This is a genomic window from Patulibacter sp. (assembly GCF_030655195.1).
Taxonomy (GTDB): domain Bacteria; phylum Actinomycetota; class Thermoleophilia; order Solirubrobacterales; family Solirubrobacteraceae; genus Patulibacter.
Map to the genome: position 1 here is coordinate 1 of NZ_JAURWA010000181.1, position 17770 is coordinate 17770.

Annotated in this window: 14 protein-coding genes; 4 read left to right on the forward strand and 10 right to left on the reverse strand. The window is 74.1% G+C overall.

The window, feature by feature from the left end; translation table 11 throughout:
• The first annotated feature begins 473 nt into the window (after positions 1-473).
• Positions 474-905 (forward strand): secondary thiamine-phosphate synthase enzyme YjbQ, encoded by a 432-nt coding sequence (locus tag Q7T67_RS19580; RefSeq protein ID WP_304793881.1) that lies wholly within the window; start codon positions 474-476, stop codon positions 903-905.
• Between the two features lie 207 nt (positions 906-1112).
• Here the strand turns inward: Q7T67_RS19580 and Q7T67_RS19585 are convergent, their stop codons facing one another.
• On the reverse strand, positions 1113-1553 hold the full coding sequence (locus Q7T67_RS19585) for a cytochrome c (protein ID WP_304793884.1): 441 nt from the start codon (positions 1551-1553) through the stop codon (positions 1113-1115).
• On the reverse strand, positions 1550-2017 hold the full coding sequence (locus tag Q7T67_RS19590; protein ID WP_304793887.1) for a hypothetical protein: 468 nt from the start codon (positions 2015-2017) through the stop codon (positions 1550-1552). Before Q7T67_RS19590 ends, Q7T67_RS19585 begins: the two co-directional genes overlap by 4 nt.
• A gap of 252 nt (positions 2018-2269) precedes the next feature.
• Between Q7T67_RS19590 and Q7T67_RS19595 the strand changes: the two genes are divergently transcribed.
• Together Q7T67_RS19595 and Q7T67_RS19600 are read left to right on the forward strand one after the other, a co-directional pair.
• Complete coding sequence (locus Q7T67_RS19595; RefSeq protein WP_304793889.1) at positions 2270-3118, forward strand: hypothetical protein; 849 nt, start codon at positions 2270-2272, stop codon at positions 3116-3118.
• Positions 3119-3351: 233 nt separating this feature from the next.
• A complete protein-coding gene (locus tag Q7T67_RS19600; protein WP_304793891.1) occupies positions 3352-7032 on the forward strand; it encodes a M36 family metallopeptidase in 3681 nt (1226 codons plus the stop codon).
• 127 nt (positions 7033-7159) lie between these two features.
• Here Q7T67_RS19600 and Q7T67_RS19605 read toward each other — a convergent pair whose 3' ends face one another.
• From Q7T67_RS19605 to Q7T67_RS19630, 6 genes are all read right to left on the reverse strand, one after another.
• On the reverse strand, positions 7160-8023 hold the full coding sequence (locus tag Q7T67_RS19605) for a peptidase E (RefSeq protein ID WP_304793894.1): 864 nt from the start codon (positions 8021-8023) through the stop codon (positions 7160-7162).
• The gene (locus Q7T67_RS19610) at positions 8020-8862 is read right to left on the reverse strand and encodes a peptidase E (RefSeq protein WP_304793897.1); all 843 of its coding nucleotides are present in this window, start codon (positions 8860-8862) and stop codon (positions 8020-8022) included. The genes Q7T67_RS19605 and Q7T67_RS19610 overlap by 4 nt, the downstream gene beginning before the upstream one ends.
• A gap of 296 nt (positions 8863-9158) precedes the next feature.
• Entirely contained in the window at positions 9159-10052 is an 894-nt protein-coding gene (locus tag Q7T67_RS19615) for an ABC transporter permease (protein WP_304793900.1), read from the reverse strand.
• Positions 10053-10135: 83 nt separating this feature from the next.
• On the reverse strand, positions 10136-10999 hold the full coding sequence (locus Q7T67_RS19620; RefSeq protein WP_304793903.1) for an ABC transporter permease: 864 nt from the start codon (positions 10997-10999) through the stop codon (positions 10136-10138).
• Between the two features lie 2 nt (positions 11000-11001).
• Positions 11002-12231 (reverse strand): spermidine/putrescine ABC transporter substrate-binding protein, encoded by a 1230-nt coding sequence (locus Q7T67_RS19625; protein ID WP_304793906.1) that lies wholly within the window; start codon positions 12229-12231, stop codon positions 11002-11004.
• Entirely contained in the window at positions 12224-13399 is a 1176-nt protein-coding gene (locus tag Q7T67_RS19630) for an ABC transporter ATP-binding protein (protein WP_304793909.1), read from the reverse strand. Before Q7T67_RS19630 ends, Q7T67_RS19625 begins: the two co-directional genes overlap by 8 nt.
• A gap of 299 nt (positions 13400-13698) precedes the next feature.
• Here Q7T67_RS19630 and Q7T67_RS19635 point away from each other — a divergent pair, with 299 nt between their 5' ends.
• Entirely contained in the window at positions 13699-14142 is a 444-nt protein-coding gene (locus Q7T67_RS19635; protein WP_304793912.1) for a hypothetical protein, read from the forward strand.
• A 114-nt stretch (positions 14143-14256) separates the two neighbouring features.
• Here Q7T67_RS19635 and Q7T67_RS19640 read toward each other — a convergent pair whose 3' ends face one another.
• Together Q7T67_RS19640 and Q7T67_RS19645 are read right to left on the reverse strand one after the other, a co-directional pair.
• On the reverse strand, positions 14257-15954 hold the full coding sequence (locus tag Q7T67_RS19640) for an amidohydrolase (protein WP_304793918.1): 1698 nt from the start codon (positions 15952-15954) through the stop codon (positions 14257-14259).
• Between the two features lie 158 nt (positions 15955-16112).
• Positions 16113-17612 (reverse strand): FAD-binding oxidoreductase, encoded by a 1500-nt coding sequence (locus Q7T67_RS19645; RefSeq protein WP_304793920.1) that lies wholly within the window; start codon positions 17610-17612, stop codon positions 16113-16115.
• Between the last annotated feature and the right edge of the window lie 158 nt (positions 17613-17770).

Consider the following 17770-nt stretch of genomic DNA (forward strand, 5'->3'; position numbering starts at 1 on the left):
GGGCGGCAGCGTGGGCGCCGAAGGCGGGACGAGCGCGGGCGCAGCCCGCGGGCGGGGCGGGGCCGGCAGGGTGGGCGCCGAAGGTCGAACGCGCGCGGAAGGCGGGACGGCGCAGCAGGGGGAGCGGGCGCGACGTCCGAAACGTGCGGAACGCAAGGACACCGCGGGGGGTGCCGCACCTTCCCGGTGCGGAGGCGACCTTGACGTGAGGCACGTCGCACGTCGGGGCACGTGCCGCACGTCGTCGTCGTCGGATCCGTGCGTCCGGGACGTCGGCCCCTGTTCCGCCGGGCTTCGTCGGCGCCCCGCGCGGACAGGTCGGCGGTCGGGGAGAACGGACGCGCCCACCCCCTGCGAGGGCTCCGACGGCGACCCGATCCACGCCGGGGGAACGCGATATGCACCCGGTGGTCTCGTGGGGTGTGTCGCGTTCACGGGGTCGGGGCCCCGTCGTGTCCTGCGACCATCGACGGATGGTCTGGGTCCAGCACACCATCGCCCTGCGGCCGCGGCCGCGCGGCTTCCACCTCGTGACCGACGAGGTGGAAGCCGGGATCCCGGAGCTCGCGCAGGTGCGGGTCGGGCTCCTGCACGTCTTCTGCCGCCACACCTCCGCCGGGCTGACGCTGAACGAGAACGCGAGTCCCGACGTCCGCCGCGACCTGCGGACCTGGATGGACGTCGCCGTGCCCGAGGAGTTCGCCTGGACCCACACGTTCGAAGGGCCCGACGACATGCCGGCGCACGTGAAGTCCGCGCTCACCGGGCCGGACCTGACGATCCCGGTGACGGACGGTCGGCTCGCACTGGGCACCTGGCAGGGCATCACCCTCTGCGAGCACCGCGACCGCGGCGGCGCCCGGCAGCTCGTCCTGACGCTCACGGGTGCCGGCGCGGACGACTGACCCGCCGCCGTCGCTCGCCGCTCGCCCCGCCCCAAGCGCCCCCGCCGCCGGCCGCTGCACGCGGACGGCCGAACCCACCGCGCCCCCGCTGCCGGCCGCTGCACGCGAACGGCCGAACCCACCGCGCCATCCGCCGTCCGCGCCATACGGCCGCCCGCACCGCCCACCAGACGGGCCACGGCAGCCCGGCCGCTCCGCCCGGCCCCGCTATCGCCCCGAGGTCGCCGCCTGCAGGTAGCGCACCAGGGCGTCGAGCTCGGCGGCCGGGAGGCGGTCGTAGCCGTCGGGCATGCGGCCCGAGGGGAAGCCCGGGGTCGCCTCCGCGCCCGGGTCCAGGATGTCCTCGCGGATCGCGGCCACGGTGTCGTCGGAGAGCACCTCGTCGAGGTCCGGGCCGATGGTCCCGTTCGTCCCGGCGTCCGCGAGGCGGTGGCAGCCGCCGCAGCCGTTGTCCTCGAAGCTCTGCCGACCGCGGTCGGCGACGGCGCCCAGCGCGGTCACGGCGGTCCGGGTCCCGTTCGTGGTCGTGGTGGTCGCCGACGCGTCCTCGTCGGTGCCTCCCCCGCCCTGGCCGATCCCGAGGATCGCGCTGCCGAGCGCGATCGTCACGACGGCGGCGAGCATCCAGCGGACCCCGGTGGCGGTCATACGAGCACCTCCGTCCGGGGCGCCTCGGACGGCGGCGGCGGCGGGTCGAGGCCGAGGGCGCCCCGGCCCAGCACCACCCCCGCGACGGTCAGCAGCACCGCGACGATCTCGGCGCCGAGCGTCAGGCCGGCGGCGGCGGCGTAGCCCGACTCGCGGAAGCCGAAGAGCCCGTCCCCGTTGCGGGTCAGGACGATCGCGACGATCGAGCCGAGGCTGATCGCGAGCGAGCCCAGGACGAAGAGGACGGGACGGCGCGCGATCAGCAGCAGGATCACCACGAGCGACGTGATCGCGTTGACGAGGAACAGCGGGCCGATCCACCGGATCGACGAGTAGCCGTCGTGGTAGAGGCGGGCGTGCTCCCAGGCCCCGACGCCGACGGCGACGGCCGCGAGGGCCAGGACGGCGAGCGCCGCCGGTCGCAGGTCGCGGGGGCCGAGGAGGAGACCGACGATCCGGGACACCCCGCCAACCTAGACGGCACCGAGGGGCCCCGCCATCGGACGATCGTCGCAACGGGGACCCGACTCGCCCGGCCCGACGGACGAGGTGGTCGCCGGTGCGAGCCCGCCGTCGGCCGCCCGCCCACGCGGCGCGGGACGCCGTCCACCCGGTCGCTCGCGAACGGCCGGGTCGGCGACGTGTCCGCGCGCCGCCGCCGGGCCGACCCGCCGCGCAGCGGCGGAGGGCCGACAGGGCGTAGCATCCGGCGGCCCATGGCTACCGACGCTGCTTCCTCCCAGACGACCGCGAAGGTCCTCCGCGCGACCGCTGGCCAGGTCCGGCTCGAGCTCGACGGCGGCCGCGAGGTCACCAAGCGCGTCACCGTGCCGATCAGCGTGCGCGAGAGCATCGTCGGCACGTCCGTGCCCGTCGTCGTGACGGGCACCGGCGACAAGGCGCGTGTCGACCTGGCGGAGAACTGGCTCGACGCCCCCGCCGCCCCCGCGGCGAAGAAGCCCGCGGCCAAGCGTCGCGCCCGCTCCGGCGGCAGCGACGAGGCGGCCGCCGAGGCTCCTGCCGAGAAGAAGCCCGCGACCCGGCGTCGCCGCTCCGGGGGCGCCGAGGCCGCCGCCGAGCCCGAGGCCGCCAAGCCCGCCCGTCGCCCGCGCGCGAAGAAGGCCTCGCCCGAGGAGGCGCCCGTCGCCACGGCCGCCGACGACGCGCCCGCCGAGGAGCCGAAGAAGCGCACGCGCTCCCGTGGCGCGAAGGCCGCCGCGGCGACCGACGCCCCCGCCGTCGAGGCCGTCGAGGCGCCGGTCGAGGCCGCGACCCCCGGCGAGTCGCCCTCGATCGCCGAGGAGCCCAAGCCGAAGCGCTCCCGGTCCCGCTCCCGCGGCGGTCGCGGTCGCAAGCCCGCGGCGGACGCGCCCGAGGCGGCCACCGCCGAGTCGCCCGGCAAGGCCGACATCCCCGTGATCGAGACGGCCGCCGACGAGGCGCCCGCCATCGCGCCGGCCCCGGAGACCGTCGCGCCGGCCGCCGTCGCCGCACTGGACCCCGAGGTCCTCCGCACCCGCATCGCGGCCGCGGTCGACCTCGTCCGCGCCGCCCGCGCGGCGTAGGCCACCGCACGACGCGCCGCCTCGGGCGGCGCGTCCAGCGCGCTCGACGCCCGGAGCCCCACCGTCCGTCCACCGCGGTCCGCGCGGTCGTCGTCCACGTGCGCACGGCGTCCACCTGACGCTGCCGCGCGCCTATAGTGCCCGCAGGTCGACCGGCCCGGTGCTCCTCCCATCGTCTCGTCGCGCAGACCGCCGCCGCGCCCCGGACGGACGCGAAGCCCAGGAGGAATCCCATGCGCCCAGGTCGGCTCACCGCCGCCGCGGCCTGCACGGTCGCACTGCTCACCGCCTCGCCCGCCCTCGGCGCGACCGGCCCCGACGATGGCCTGCCCAACGTCGACCGCCGCGCCGCGGACCGTGCCCCGGTGCCCGCCTCCCAGCAGTCCGCGCGCAAGGCCCTCGACCGCGAGCTCGGCCCGGAGGGCGAGGTCCGCACGGATCGCGCCGGGGGCGGCGTCTCGTTCGTCGGGCGCACGGACGGCCTGCTGACCGGTCCCTCGACGCTCCGGCCCGAGCAGATCGTCCTCGGGTACGTCCGCGAGCAGGGCGACGCGTTCGGCCTGTCGAAGGCCGACGTCGACCACCTCGAGCTCGTCGCACGAGAGGTCAGCCCCGACGGCATCACCCACCTGCGCTTCAACCAGACCCTCGACGGCGTCCGGTCCGTGGACAGCGGGATCACCGCCGCCGTCACGCGAGCGGGCCGTCTGATCAACGTGACCGGGGCCCCCGTTCCCGGCGCGGAGCTCCCCGCCGCGACGCCCGGCATCTCCGCGGGCGCGTCGCTCGGCGAGGCACGCGAGAGCACGAGGACCGCCGGCCTGCCGCCACGGTCGACCGCGTCGTCGACGGGACCGTCGAGGACGACGACCTTCGCCAACGGCGACCGCGCCACGCTCCGCTGGAGCGCCACGGCCGACGGCCCCCGCCTGGCGTGGAACGTCGTCACCACCGCCGACGACGACCACCTCTACGAGGTTCTCATCGACGCGGAGGACGGGGCGCTCCTGCGGCGCCAGGACCTCACGAGCCACCTCGGCCAGATCAAGCGCTACGCCGCCGACCCCGACCGAACCCCCGCCGTGCAGGAGACGATGCCGGCGGCCTACTACGACGACGACGCCGGCGGCACGCGCCTGTGGGGCCAGTACGCGCGGACGTACGTCGACCCCACCGACCAGGACCCGGCGCCCGGGAACGAGCTCGGCGGGACGCGCGTGCAGATCCCGCAGAGCGGGACGAGCGGCGGCGGGCCCGACTGGCTCTACACGGCCACGCCGGTGGCCCCCGCGGCCGGGCGCACCTGCCCGACCACGGGCTGCACCTGGGACGGCACGAACCGCCCGACAGCGGTCGCGAACCAGTTCCAGGCGGCGTCCAACGCCCACGCGCTGGTCAGTCGGTACCACGACCACCTCGCCGCGGCGCCGATCGGCTTCACGGAGGCGTCGCGCAACTTCCAGCGGACGAACACGACCGGCCAGGGTCTCGGCAACGACTACGTGCAGGTGGAGGTCAACGACGGGCAGGGCTTCAGCAACGCGAACATGACCACGCCCCCGGACGGCCAGGCGCCCCGGATGCAGATGTTCCTCTTCCAGGCGCGCGGCGCGAACGGGTCCGACGTCGCCGACATCGTCTACCACGAGTACGGCCACGGCCTGAGCAACCGCCTCGTCGTCAACGCGTCGGGCAGCTCCACGCTCAGCTCGAACCAGGGGTCGATGATGGGCGAGGCCTGGAGCGACTTCTATGCCCTGGACCTGCTCGTCGGCGAGGGCACCGTCACCGACACCGCCGCCAGCGCGGAGTTGAAGCTCGGGGCGTACGCGGTCGGTCCCGCCGGCGTGCGCGCCAAGCCGACGGACTGCCCGGTGAACCCGGCGGGCGTGGTCGGTTGCAACGGCAACGGCACCGCGACCTCGATCCCCGGCGGCTACACGTACGGCGACATGAAGGGCACGAGGCTCGACAGCCCGCACAACGGCGGGGAGATCTGGGCCGAGACGCTCTGGGACCTCCGCGCCGCGCTGATCACGAAGTTCGGAGCGGCGGCCGGTCGCACCAGCGCGCTGGCGCTCGTCACCGGCGGCATGCGGCTCTCGGCCGCGAACCCGTCGATGCTGGACATGCGCGACGCGATCCTGCAGCAGGCCGTCGCCATGCGCAGCGCCCCGGGCGCCGCGGACGACACCTACTCCACGGTGTGGGAGGTCTTCCGCAACCGCGGGATGGGTGCCGACGCGACGACCGCGAGCGCGGATGCGACCAACCCGACGGAGGGCTTCAGCGCCCCGGCCGGGCTGCGGTCGGCCGGGCCCGCCGTCGTCACCGACCCCTACCCGGCCGGAGATGCTGACGGGGAGGTCGAGCCCGGCGAGGAGCTCCGCATCGTCGCGCCCGTGGCCGGCATCGGGGTCACCGACCTGAACGGGGTCACCGGAACGCTGACGGTCCCGGCGGGCATCACGGTGCTCGCGCCGAACGCGACGTGGCCCGTGCTCGGGAAGGGACGCACCGCTTCGAGCACCGCGCCGTTCGTCGCCAAGATGCCGGCCGGGGCCTGCACGACCAAGAGCGCGCTCTCGATCGCGGTCAGCTCCTCCGAGGGCACCCTCACGGTGCCGGTCACCGTCGACCCGCGCCCGGGGAGCAGCCGGGTCCTCGCGCTCAACGACGCCTCCGGCGCCACCCCCGGGGTGACCGATGCCCCGTTCACCCTCCGGGGCACCGGCACCATCACCGACGTCGACCTGCGGATCGACGAGCTCCGGCACACCTGGCTCGGCGACATCGCCATCGACCTCGTACACCCCGACGGGACGATCGTCCGGGTCCTCGACCGGCTGGACGACGGCAACAACGGCGGCGACGACATCCTCGATGCGATCTTCGACGACGACGCCGGCGCCCTGCCGGTCGCGACCGCGGCGCCGGTCACCGGGACGATCAGGCCCGCGTCCCCGCTCAGCGCCTTCAACGGCAGGACCGCCGCGGGAACGTGGAGGTTGCGGATCACCGACTTCGAGCCAAACGACACCGGCACGCTGCGCCACTGGGGCCTGAACTCCCCGCAGGCCGCCTGCGGACGGCTCGAGATCCCCGTCGCGACGACCGCCCCGGCGGGTGGCCTCGCGCAGAGCGCCGCGACCCTGAACGGCTCGGTGACCCCGAACGGCCGCACGACCGGCCTGCGGTTCGCCTACGGCACCACGACCGCCTATGGGCAGACGACGGCCACGCAGGACGTCGGGGCGGGCGACGGCGCGCAGGCCCGCTCCGCGGCGTTGACCGGCCTGGCGCCGGGGACGGTCTACCACTACCGGGTCGAGGCGATCCGCGAAGGCGGCGTCGTCGCGGTCTCCGGCACCGACGGGACGTTCCAGACGGCGGCCGTCCCGGTCGATCCGGGCCCGACGCCGACTACGCCGACGGACCCGGGCCCGTCCGGGGGCGGCGCCGGTGGCGGCGGCGGTGGCACCGCGTCGACTCCCGGCGGCCCGTCGACCCCCGGCGGCCCGTCGATCTCCGCCGACGAGAGCGCCCCGAGGTTGGTCTCCGCAAAGGTCGCGCTGAAGAAGGTGGGCAGGGCCGGGCGACGGCGGGCGACGTTCCGCTTCGGCCTCTCGGAGGCCGGTCGCGTGACGGCGGCCGTCGTCCGGACGGCGCCGGGCATCCGGAAGGGCGCGAGGTGCGTGGCGGTCCCGCGCCGGCGGCCCGCGAAGGCGCGGTCCTGCGTGCGGGAGCGGAAGGCCGTGACGACGACGGCGACGATCACGAGGCCGGGAGCGGGCAAGACGCTCGCGCTGCCGGCGAAGGGCCTGCCGAAGGGCACCTACGTCGCCCGACTCACGGCGACCGATGCGGCGGGCAACCGCTCGGGGATCACGAAAGTGACCTTCCGGGTGCGCTGACGGGACCGGGCCTGGTCGCGATGCGTGCCCCTCCGGCGCACGAGGCGAGACCCGGCCCGGCGGTCGCCCGCCCGCGCCGCCCGCCGCCCCCGGCGGGTCGGCGGGCACTCCCCGCGTCGCCTCGACCTCAGCTGGCCCGGCGTGCCCCGCGCGCCGGCCGGCCGGCCAGGGCGCGGCCGCGGATGCGGCGGACCAGCCGCAGCTCGTCACGGACGTCCATCGGGGCGGGACCCTCGCCCGTGTGGCGGGCGACGGCGTCCTCGACGTGCTCGGTGGTCACGGGCTCCAGGCGGCGCACGGGGACCAGCGTCTCGACGAGACGCCCGTCGCGTCGCCGCTGGACCTGGACGACCGATGCGTCGGGCCGACAGGCCACGGCCTCCTCGAGCACGCCGTCGACGAACAGCAGGCCGGCGTAGTCGTCGGCGGTCCACCCGTCGGGCAGGCGCCCGGACGCCACCGCGTCGCGGTAGACCACGCCACGCTCGGGCTGTTGACGGGCGTGGACGCTGAGGGACCCGGGGATCAGGCCGAGGCCGTCGATGGGCTCGGGTCGACCGGAGGACTTCGAGACCCCGCCCTGCATCCAGCACATCGCGCCGGCGGAGAGCCCGGCGAGGACGGTGCCGCGACGATTGGCCTCCAGCAGCAGCTCGGCGATCCCGTGAGCCCGCCACAGCGCCAGCAGGTTGCGCATCGAGCCGCCGCCGACGTAGATGATGTCCTGGCTGAGGATCAGGTGCTCGAGCGGCTCGTCGAGGTCGTCCTCGAGGTGGAACAGCGAGAGGATGCGCGGCCGGCACGGCCACGAGCCGAAGACCCGCCCGAAGCGCAGGATCTGGTCCTGCGGGTCGCCGCTGGCGGTCGGCAGGAAGAGGATCCGCGGCCGGTGGACCGGAGCCAGCGAGAGGATGTAGGCGTCGAGGTCCGGGCGCCCGGGCTCCATGGTGAACCCTCCACCGCCCATGCAGAAGACGGGGGCGCTGCTCACGCGGCCACGGCCCCGTCCGCGCGCGGCCCGGCCACGTCGGCCGTCGCCGGCAGCGGGTCGGGGGCCGCGCGCAGGCCGGAGGGTTCCTCGCCGCTCTCACGGGCACCCGACCTGGCCTCGCCGAGGTATCGCGCCGCCATGCGGTGCTCGTGGACCTGCCCCTCGACCCCGACGCCGACGTCGTAGGCGGTCGCGTCGCGCTTGGAGGTCACGACCTCGTCCAGCTCGGTGCCGACGAAGCTCAGCGCCGCGCCGTCCTCCACGCCGAAGCCGCGACGGACCCCGGCGGCGACCATGTTGCGGTACGCCAGGCGGCGCTCCGGCTCGCCGTCGTAGTGGACGCAGTTGCTGTACGGCAGGAGCCCGAGGCCCTTGACCCGCTCGCTCGGGCCGTGGAAGGCGGTGACCGAGTCGGCGAACCAGCACAGCGACCCGGCGGAGAGGCCGCAGAGCACGACGCCCTGCTTCCACGCGCGCCGCAGGGTGCGGTCGAGGCCGTGGGCGCGCCAGGCCCCCAGGAGGCTCTTCAGCGACCCGCCGCCGACGTAGATGACGTCCTGCGAGAGGAGGTGGTCCTCCAGGTTGCCCTCGACGGCGCCGGCGCTCGTGTCGCGCCGGAACAGCGAGACGTGCGACGGCTCGCTGCGCCCGGCCCCGAAGCGCCGGTAGAAGCGGACGACGTAGTGGTCGGCGTCACCGGAGGCGGTCGGGAGGAAGCAGATGCGCGGCCGTTCCGCACCGGACAACTCCAGCACGTAGTCGTCCATGAGCGGGTTCTTCGGCTCCATGGAGAACCCGCCTCCTCCGAGAGCGACGATGCGTGGGGGTCGATCGGTCACAGCCGCAGCATCGCCGTGGGCCACCCCGGCCGGGGGCTCCCGATGTACGAGGTCCGCGCCCGGGCGTTCGCCCGCGTGGACGGTGCTGTCCACGCGGGCCAATCGCGGGAGCACCCGTCTTGTCCGACGGGCCCCCCGGGGCGGTCACGCCCGATCGAACGTGGTCGGACCGCACACCGCGGACGACCCGGCGTGCCGGACTCCGCTCCGGAGCGGCGGTCCGGCCGGCGACGTTCGCGACGGCGGCCGGCGCCTACACGGGGGCGGGGCCCTGTCCGTGCGACGGCGGCCGTCGCCTACGCCCGGGCGGCCCTGTCCCGTGCGGCGAGCCGTCGCTGGACCACGACGTTGAGGAGCATCAGCCCGAGCACGAGGATCAGCAGCATCGTCGAGAGGACGTTCACCTGGGGCGGCACGCCCTGCTTCGTCGCACCGAAGATGTAGAGCGGGAACGTCTGCGTCTGGCCGGCGTTGAAGCTCGTGACGATGTAGTCGTCGATCGAGAGCGCGAAGGCCAGCACCGCCGCGGCGGCGACGCCCGGGGCGATCGTCGGCAACGTCACGCGGAAGAACGTCGAGACCTCGCCCGCCCCGAGGTCCTTCGCGGCCTCCTCGATGTGCGGGTCCATCCCCTCCAGGCGCGACTTGACGGTCACGACGACGTAAGAGATCGAGAACATGATGTGGGCGACCAGGATCGTGCCGAACCCGGTGCCGACGCCGAGGACGAGGAACATCGCCAGCAGCGAGGCGCCCATGACGACCTCGGGCGAGGCCATCGGCAGGAAGACGAAGAAGTCCGTCGGGGTGCGGCCGCGGAAGCGGTGGCGGACCAGCGCGATGGCCAGGAGCGTGCCCATGGCGGTCGCGACGACCGTCGAGAGGACAGCGATCAGCAGCGAGTTCTCGAGCGCCTTGGCGAGGTCGGCGTTCGCGAACGGGTCGGCCCAGTGCTTCAGCGTGAAGCCGCGCCACTCGAAGTTGAACCGTCCCTGGTTGTCGTTGAACGAGAAGACGATCATGAACAGGATCGGCGCGACCAGGAAGAGGATCGCCAGCGTCGACCAGACGCCGAGGAGCCACCTGCGGCCGCGACCGGGCTCGCGGTCCCGGCGGGGCGCGCCCGCGGAGGGCGCGACTCCCGGCACGTGCGGCGCCGCGGGATCGGTGGGGAGCGTCTGCGTCGCCATCGCTCAGCCCGCCAGTTCCGTCAGGTTCTCGGGGTGGGCGGGCACGACATCCTCAGGTGCTCGGGACAAAGAAGTCACGCGCATCACCCCGCCAGTTCCGTCAGGTTCTTCGTTCCGAGCACCCGTCCGTAGATGGCGATCCCCAGGAGGATCACGCCCATCAGGATGAACGAGAGCGCGGCGGCGGTCGGGTAGTCCAGGATGTTCAGGAACTTCGACTGGATGACGTTGCCGATCATCGTGGTGTTCGACGAGCCGAGGATCGACGAGTTGATGTAGTCGCCGCACGCGGGGATGAACACCAGCAGCGAGCCGGCGAAGATGCCCGGCACCGCGAGCGGGAGCGTGACCTTGCGGAAGGCGGTCCAGCGGCTGCAGTAGAGGTCGGAGGCCGCCTCGATCAGGCGTCGGTCGATGCGGTCCAGCGTCGCGTAGATCGGCAGGACCATGAACGGCAGGAAGTTGTAGGAGATGCCGAAGATCACGGCCTTCCCGGTCGCGAGGAAGCGGCCGTCGTCAGCGACGATGCCGACGTCCTGCATGCGGGCGACGAGCCAGCCCTGGTCGTTGAGGATCAGCTGCCAGGACGCCGTGCGCATGACCTGCGAGACGAAGAACGGCAGGATCACCAGGAGCAGCCAGAGGCCCTTGAAGCGGCCGGCCTTGTAGGCGATGAAGTACGCCAGCGGGAACGCGATGACGAAGTCGATCAGGGTCGCGGCGCCCGCGTAGCCGAAGGAGCGCGTGAACTGCGCGTGGTAGTCGCGGATCGCGTCCCAGTAGGTCGCGAAGCTCCACGTGAGCTCGTAGCCCTTCTCCGGGTCGCCGCTCATGAGCGACACGCTGACCTGGTTGAGGATCGGGACGGCGAAGAAGACGATGAGCCACAGGAGTCCTGGGAGGGCGAACCACCAGGGCAGCATCTTGCGGCGACGCGACAGCGACACGATCAGGCCCCCGTGACCTTCGCCATGGCCTCGTACATCCGCTGCTCCTCGATCGTCGAGAGCGACGGGTACACCTTGAGGCGCTCGCGGATCTCGTCGGTCGGGAAGATCAGCTCGTTCTTGGCGATGTCCGGGTCGCTCTTCTCGAGGATCTCGCGGATGCCGGAGACCGGGCTGATGTAGTTGATGTACGCGCAGAGCTTCGCGGCGACGTCGGGCTCGTACAGGTAGTTGAGCATCGTCTCCGCCGCGTACGGGTGGGCGACGTTCGCCGGCAGCATGAGGTTGTCGGTGAAGAGGACCGCCCCCTCCTCGGGGTAGGCGAAGCGCAGGTTCGGGTTGTCGGCCTGCAGCTGCACCATGTCGCCGGAGTAGGCCATGACCAGCTCGACGTTGCCCTTGGTCAGGTCGGTCGTGTAGTCGTTGCCGGTGAACCGCCGGAACTGCCCCTTGCCGGCGGCGTCCGCGATGAACTCGACCGCGCCGAGCATGTCGTCGATCGTCGCGTTCGCGGGGTTCTTGCCCTGCATGATGAGCACGCTCGACGCGGAGTCGTACGGCTCGGCGAGCATGGTGCACTTGCCCTTGAACTCCGGGTTGAAGAACTCCTTCATGCTCGTGAGCTCGCGGCCCGTCGCCCGGATGTCGTAGCCGATGCCGATGGCGCCGGACTGGAACGGCAGGGTGAACTGCCGCTTGGGGTCGTAGGAGATCGACTGCAGCGTCGAGACGAGGTTGTCCCGGTTGGGCACGTTCCGGAAGTCGTACGGCGTGACGAAGCCGGAGCGGACCCAGCGCGAGGCCATCGGGTCGGTGAGCACGACGATGTCGCGGCCGATCGGCTTGTCCTGCGTCAGCTGCTGGCGGACCTTGCCGAAGAAGTCGTTGTTGTCGTTGATGTCCTCGACGTACTTGACCTTGCCGCCGTACTTGCGGTTGAAGGCCGTCAGCACCGACTTGTCCATGTAGAGCGGCCAGTTGGAGAACGTCCAGTTGCCGATCGGGACCTTCGGGTGCCGGACGTCCGCGGCCTCCTGCTCGAGCTGCTCGACGTTCTTCGTCGCCGTGCCGGTGATGCCGCACGCGGAGAGGACCGACGCCAGGCCGGTGGCCATCAGCGCGGCCCCGGCGCTGCGGCCGACGAAGCGGCGCCGCGAGGTCCGACCGGTCAGGACCTGGTCGTCCATCGCCTGCTCGAGCGCGCTCTGGGCGCGGGCGTCGTCCTCACGCACCGGCGGACCCCCCTTCCACGACGAAGGTCTGCCGAGCGTCCCAGGCGACCTGAACGTCCTGTCCGGCGCCGAACGTGCCGGCCGAGTTGCCGACGAGGTTCGGCTCGACCACGTTGAGCTCGAGCCCGCCCGCGGTGCGGACGAGGTACTGCAGCGTGACGCCGAGGAACGTCGACTGGACGACCTTGCCGTGCAGGACGTTGTCGCCCTCGGGCGGTTCCTGGTCCGTGGCGTACAGGCGGACCTTCTCGGGCCGGACGCCGATCCGGATCGGCCCGGCGTACCCCTCGGCGCGGTGGGTCAGGTAGCGGACGGGCTCGAGGTCGACGGTGGTGCCGCGGCTGAACTCGTGGTCGACCGGCGCGCTCTCGGGCGTGACGTCGATGAGGTTCGAGGTGCCGAGGAAGTTCGCGACGAACGACGTCTCGGGACGCTCGTAGAGGTCCTCGGCGGAGCCCTGCTGCTCGATCGCTCCGCCGTTCATCACGGCGATCGTGTCGGCCATGCTCATGGCCTCCTCCTGATCGTGCGTGACGTGCACGAAGGTGATGCCGATGTCGCGCTGGATCTGCTTGAGCTGGTCCTGCAGCTGGCGGCGCAGGCGCAGGTCCAGGGCGCCGAGCGGCTCGTCCAGCAGCAGGGCGCGCGGCTTGTTGACCAGCGCGCGGGCGAGCGCCACGCGCTGGGCCTGCCCGCCCGAGAGCTGGCCCGGCTTGCGCTTGGCGAGGTGCGAGAGCTGGACGGTCTCGAGCATCTCCGCGACGCGCTTCTTCGTCTCGTGCTTGTCGACCTTGCGGCGCTCGAGGCCGAAGGCGACGTTCTTCTCGACGGAGAGGTGCGGGAACAGCGCGTAGGACTGGAAGACCGTGTTGACCTCGCGCTTGTGCGGCGGCAGCTGCGTGACGTCCTGGCCCGCGAGGCGGACCGTGCCGCTCGTGGGCAGCTCGAAGCCGCCGATCATCCGCAGCGTCGTCGTCTTCCCGCAGCCCGAGGGGCCGAGCAGCGCGTAGAAGCGGCCCTGCTCGATGTCGAGCGACAGGTCCCCGATGACGGTCTGGTCGCCGTAGCGCTTGTGCACGTGCTCGAGACAGATGTCGCGCTGCTCGGCGGCGTCGCCTGCCGCGGCCGGCGGGCGGGACGTCTCGGTGCTCTCGGGGACCGTGGTCATGGGACCTCCTCGGCACGGGGCCGGTCGATGGAGCTGATCCTGAGGAGGATGTCCGAGGATCGCCGCACCCGGACTGGCCAGGCGGATGAACCTCGAGCGCCCCGACTGGACGTGGTCCGCAGGCTCTCGCGCGGACGGAGGCCCATGGTACGTGCAGGCCGTCGGAGGGTTGCCGGGTCTGGACGACAGAGCGTCGCGTCGCCGGACGGGGTCGCGGACGCCCGTCGTCCCGGACGGGGATCGGCGCTCCCGACGCGGACACCGTCGACCGCCGTGCCCCGACCGTCTACGGTGGCGCCATGCGTGTGCCGTCCCGGGCAGTCGTCGTCCTGCCGTGCGTCCTGGTCCCCCTCCTCCTCGCCGGGTGCGGCGGGTCGGGCGATCCACCGGACCGCGCGTCCGTCCCCGACCCGCGGCTGCGCGGTCTGGAGGCGCGGAGCGTCCGCGCGCCCGCGGTCCTGCGCGCGGCGGAGCGGATCGCCGGCGAGGACACGGTCGTGGACCTGACGTTCGAGCGCGACCGCTTCACGGTGCTGACGGCCTGGGTGACCCGCGAGGAGCGCGAGAACCCCGCGAACCAGCTGCAGGAGGGGAGCGCCGTCCGCGACTCCGGGAAGATCGCGTCGATCTGCCGGGCGGTCCGGGGCATCGATCCCGGTGCCGACGCCTACGTCACCGGCTACGACGGGGTCAGCTGGCGCGAGGGCTGCCCGCAGAACGGGGACGTCGACGGGCGGCGGTGAGGCCCACGCCGTTCCGGGGGTCGAGGCGTCGAGGGGCGGCCGGGCCGGGCGGGTCGGTCCCGGGCGGGTCGGTCCCGGGCGCCCGGCGACGGCGGGTCGGCTCGTTCCGTGCCCTCAGCCCGCCCGGTGGACGACCTCGCCCGCGACGACCGTCAGCACCACCGGGACGCCCATGAGGTCCTCCGCCGGCACGTCGACCGGGTCCTCGGCGAGCACGGTGAGATCGGCGTCGAAGCCGGGGCGGATCGTGCCGCGGCGGTGGTCCTCGCCCACCGCGCGCGCCGCGTTGCGGGTGTAGCCCAGGAGGGCCTGCAGACCGTCGATCGCCTGGTCGTCGTACGGTGCGCGGCCGGGGTCGGAGGGGTCGCGACGCAGGCGGGCGCTGGCCATCCCCTCGCGCGGGTCCAGGCCGACGACGGGCCAGTCCGAGCCGAGGGCCACCAGGGCGCCGGACTCCCAGATCGCGCGGGTGAGGAACGCGCGGTCGCAGCGGTCGGGCCCCAGGCGGCGCGACCAGTTGTCGGACCGGTCGGGGGCGAGGTCCATCATGTGCTGGGTCTGCATCGACGCCGTGACGCCTTCCGCGGCGAAGCGCGGCAGGTCCTCCGGCTGGATCGTCTCGATGTGCTCGACCCGGTGCTGGACGCGGGCGTCCGGGGACGGGCCGGGCGACGCCGGGGAGGGCGGGCCGTCGGTCCCGCGGCCGCCCGGCCGCTCCCCCGCCCGCAGCGACCCGTGGACCGGCACCCCGACCGCGCCGGTCGCCCGGTAGGCGTCGAGCGCCTCGCGGACGGCGCGGTCGCCGCACGCGTGGGTCGCGCACTGGAACCCGTGGCCGGCGAAGAAGCCCACGGCCTCGCGGTACCGGGCGGGGTCGGGCCAGAACGGCAGGGTGCCGTCGCCCTCCGTGTCGGGCTCGACGAGCCAGCCCGTGCCGGAGTCGATCACCCCGTCGACGAAGAACTTCGCCACGCCGCCGCGCCACCGCTCGCCGGACGCGTCGCGGTGCCCGGCGAGGAGGACCCACTCGTCGCGCGGCGTGTCCGGGGTGACCCAGAACGGCGCGACGACGCGGGTCCGCAGGTCGCCGTCGGCCTCCAGGCGACGCAGCGTGTCGTGGGTGGCGAGCGAGCCGTCCATCGCGTGGGTGCCGGTGATGCCCAGCGCGGCGAAGCGCCGAAGCTGCGCGACGTAGAGCCGGTGGCGATCGTCGTCGGTGAGCTCGGGGATCGCGCCGCGGACGAGGTCCATCGCGGCCCACTCGAGCAGCTCGCCGGTCGGCTGACCGTCCTCGCAGACGACCTCGGACTGCTCGTCGAACGCGACGGGACCGGTGACCCCGGCGAGCTCGAGCGCGCGGGGCGAGGCGAGGCCGGTGTGGAGGTCCATGAACAGCAGGAACGCGGGGGCGCCGCCGACCGCGTCCTCGATCAGCGCGCCGCGCGCGCCCGTCGCGGCGAAGACGTCGTAACCCAGGCCGAAGCCGAGGACCCAGGCGCCGTCCGGGATCCGAGCGCGCTCCTCGGTCAACCGCCGGCGGACCTCGTCGATCGTGCGGGCGCCGGTGAGGTCGGCGCCGCGTGCGTCGATCGCGCCCTTGAACGGGTGGGTGTGGGCGTCGATCAGCCCGGGCACGACGGCGGCACCGGCCAGGTCGATCGTCTCGGTGGCCGGCCCCGCGAGCGCGCGGACCTCGGCGTCGTCGCCGACCACGGCGATGCGCCCGTCCTGCACGCCGAGCGCCGAGGCGGACGGGCGGTCCGGGTCCAGGGTGCGGACGCGGGCGTTCAGGAGGGCGAGGTCGAGGGGCATGGGGATCCTGGTCGTCGTGGGGCGGCGGGCGGGTTCGGTCGACGTGGGGGCTCGGTCGGAGTGGGGGCTCGGTCGGCGTGCGAGCGGTCGGTCGGCGTGCGAGCGGTCGGTCGGTCGGCGGGCAGTGGCGAGCGGTCTCGGCGGCGCCACCGCGGGCCTCAGGAGTCGAAGCCGAGGCCGAGCCGGTCGAGGGTCTTCAGCCAGACGCCGCGGCGGCCGGTGCGGTCCTCCGCGGCCATGCGGTTCTGGGTGATCCGGATGCCGATCGAGCGGAGCGGCTCGGGCGGGAACGGGGTCGGCTTCTCACGGACGTAGCGCAGGCGCGTGGCCTCCGTGTCGCGTCCGTCGACGAGGTCGAGCGCCACGCGGGCGCCGAATCGGGTCGCCGCCACGCCGAGCCCCGTGTAGCCCGCGGCGTACGCCACGCGGCCGTGGTGGGCGGTGCCGAAGAAGACCGAGAAGCGCGAGCAGGTGTCGATCGCGCCGCCCCAGCGGTGGCTGAAGCGGATGCCGTCGAGCTGCGGGAAGGCGGTCGAGAACTGCTGCGACAGGCGCGCGAAGACCTCGTCGCTCTCGTCGTGCTCGGGGCCGACGGGGCCGCCGTACCGGTAGACCGCGTCGTAGCCGCCCCAGAGGACGCGGTCGTCGGCGGTCAGCCGGAAGTAGTGGAAGCGGTTCTGGTCGTCGCCCATCCCCTGCCGGCCCGCCCAGCCGATCGACGCGCGCTGCTCCGGCGTCAGCGGCTCGGTCATCAGGACGTAGTCGTAGACCGGCACGACGTAGCGGCGGATCTCGCGCACGAGCGGCCGGAACGCGTTGGTGCCCAGCACGACCTGGGCGGCCCGGACGGTGCCCTGCGAGCAGACGACGTCGACGGCGCCGGCGGACGCGGCGGGGTCGACTCCGGCACCGGCGGATGCGGCGGGGCCGGGGCGGGCGCCGGTGGCGGGGGCGTCGCGCAGCTCGGCGACCGGGGTGTGCTCGTGGACGCGGACGCCGGCGGCGAGCACCGCGGCGCGCAGACCGAGCGCGAGCTTGCCCGGGTGCACGAGCGACGCGCCGGTCCGGTCCCACAGGGCGCCGTGGACGACGGGCGAGTCGAGCTGGGCGCGGGCGGCGTCGCGGTCCAGGACGACGACGTCGTGGCCGTGGGCGCGCAGCAGCGCCGCGTCCTCCTCGGGCCAGTCGGCACGGGTCGGGTCGAGGACGACGTCGAGCTCGCCGGTGTGCTCCAGCTCGCAGTCGATCCCGTACCGCTCGAGGTCGGCGCAGAGCTCCGCGTGGTTCTGCAGGCCGAGGCGCTCGAGGGTCGTCAGCTCGTCGGCGAACCGCGCCGCCCCGTTGTGCAGGCCGTGGGTCAGGGAGGCGACGCAGAAGCCGCCGTTGCGACCGCTGCCGCCGAAGCCGCAGGTCTCGCCCTCGAGCAGGACGACGTCGCGGTCGGGATCGTCGCGCTTGGCGTGCAGCGCGGCCCACAGACCCGTGAAGCCGCCGCCGACGATGCACAGGTCGGCGGTCGTCGAGCCCACCAGCGCGGGCGCCGGGTCCGGGCGGCGGACCCCGCCGTGCTCCTCGTCGAGCCAGAACGACGTGGGCTTCGCGTTCGCGTAGGCGGCCCGGTGCGCGGCGGTCGGCGGAGTGGTCGGCCACGGGCTCACGCGATCCACGGTAGTCGCCCGGCCGAGGCGCGGCGGCGGCCGGATCGCAGGGTGCGACAGGGCGTCGCGGGGATCGGTGGGCGGGCGACGGCGTGTCGGGTGGCGGGTCGGGTCGGGACGGGACGGGCGGGCGGCGGACGGGCGGGCGGCGGACGGGC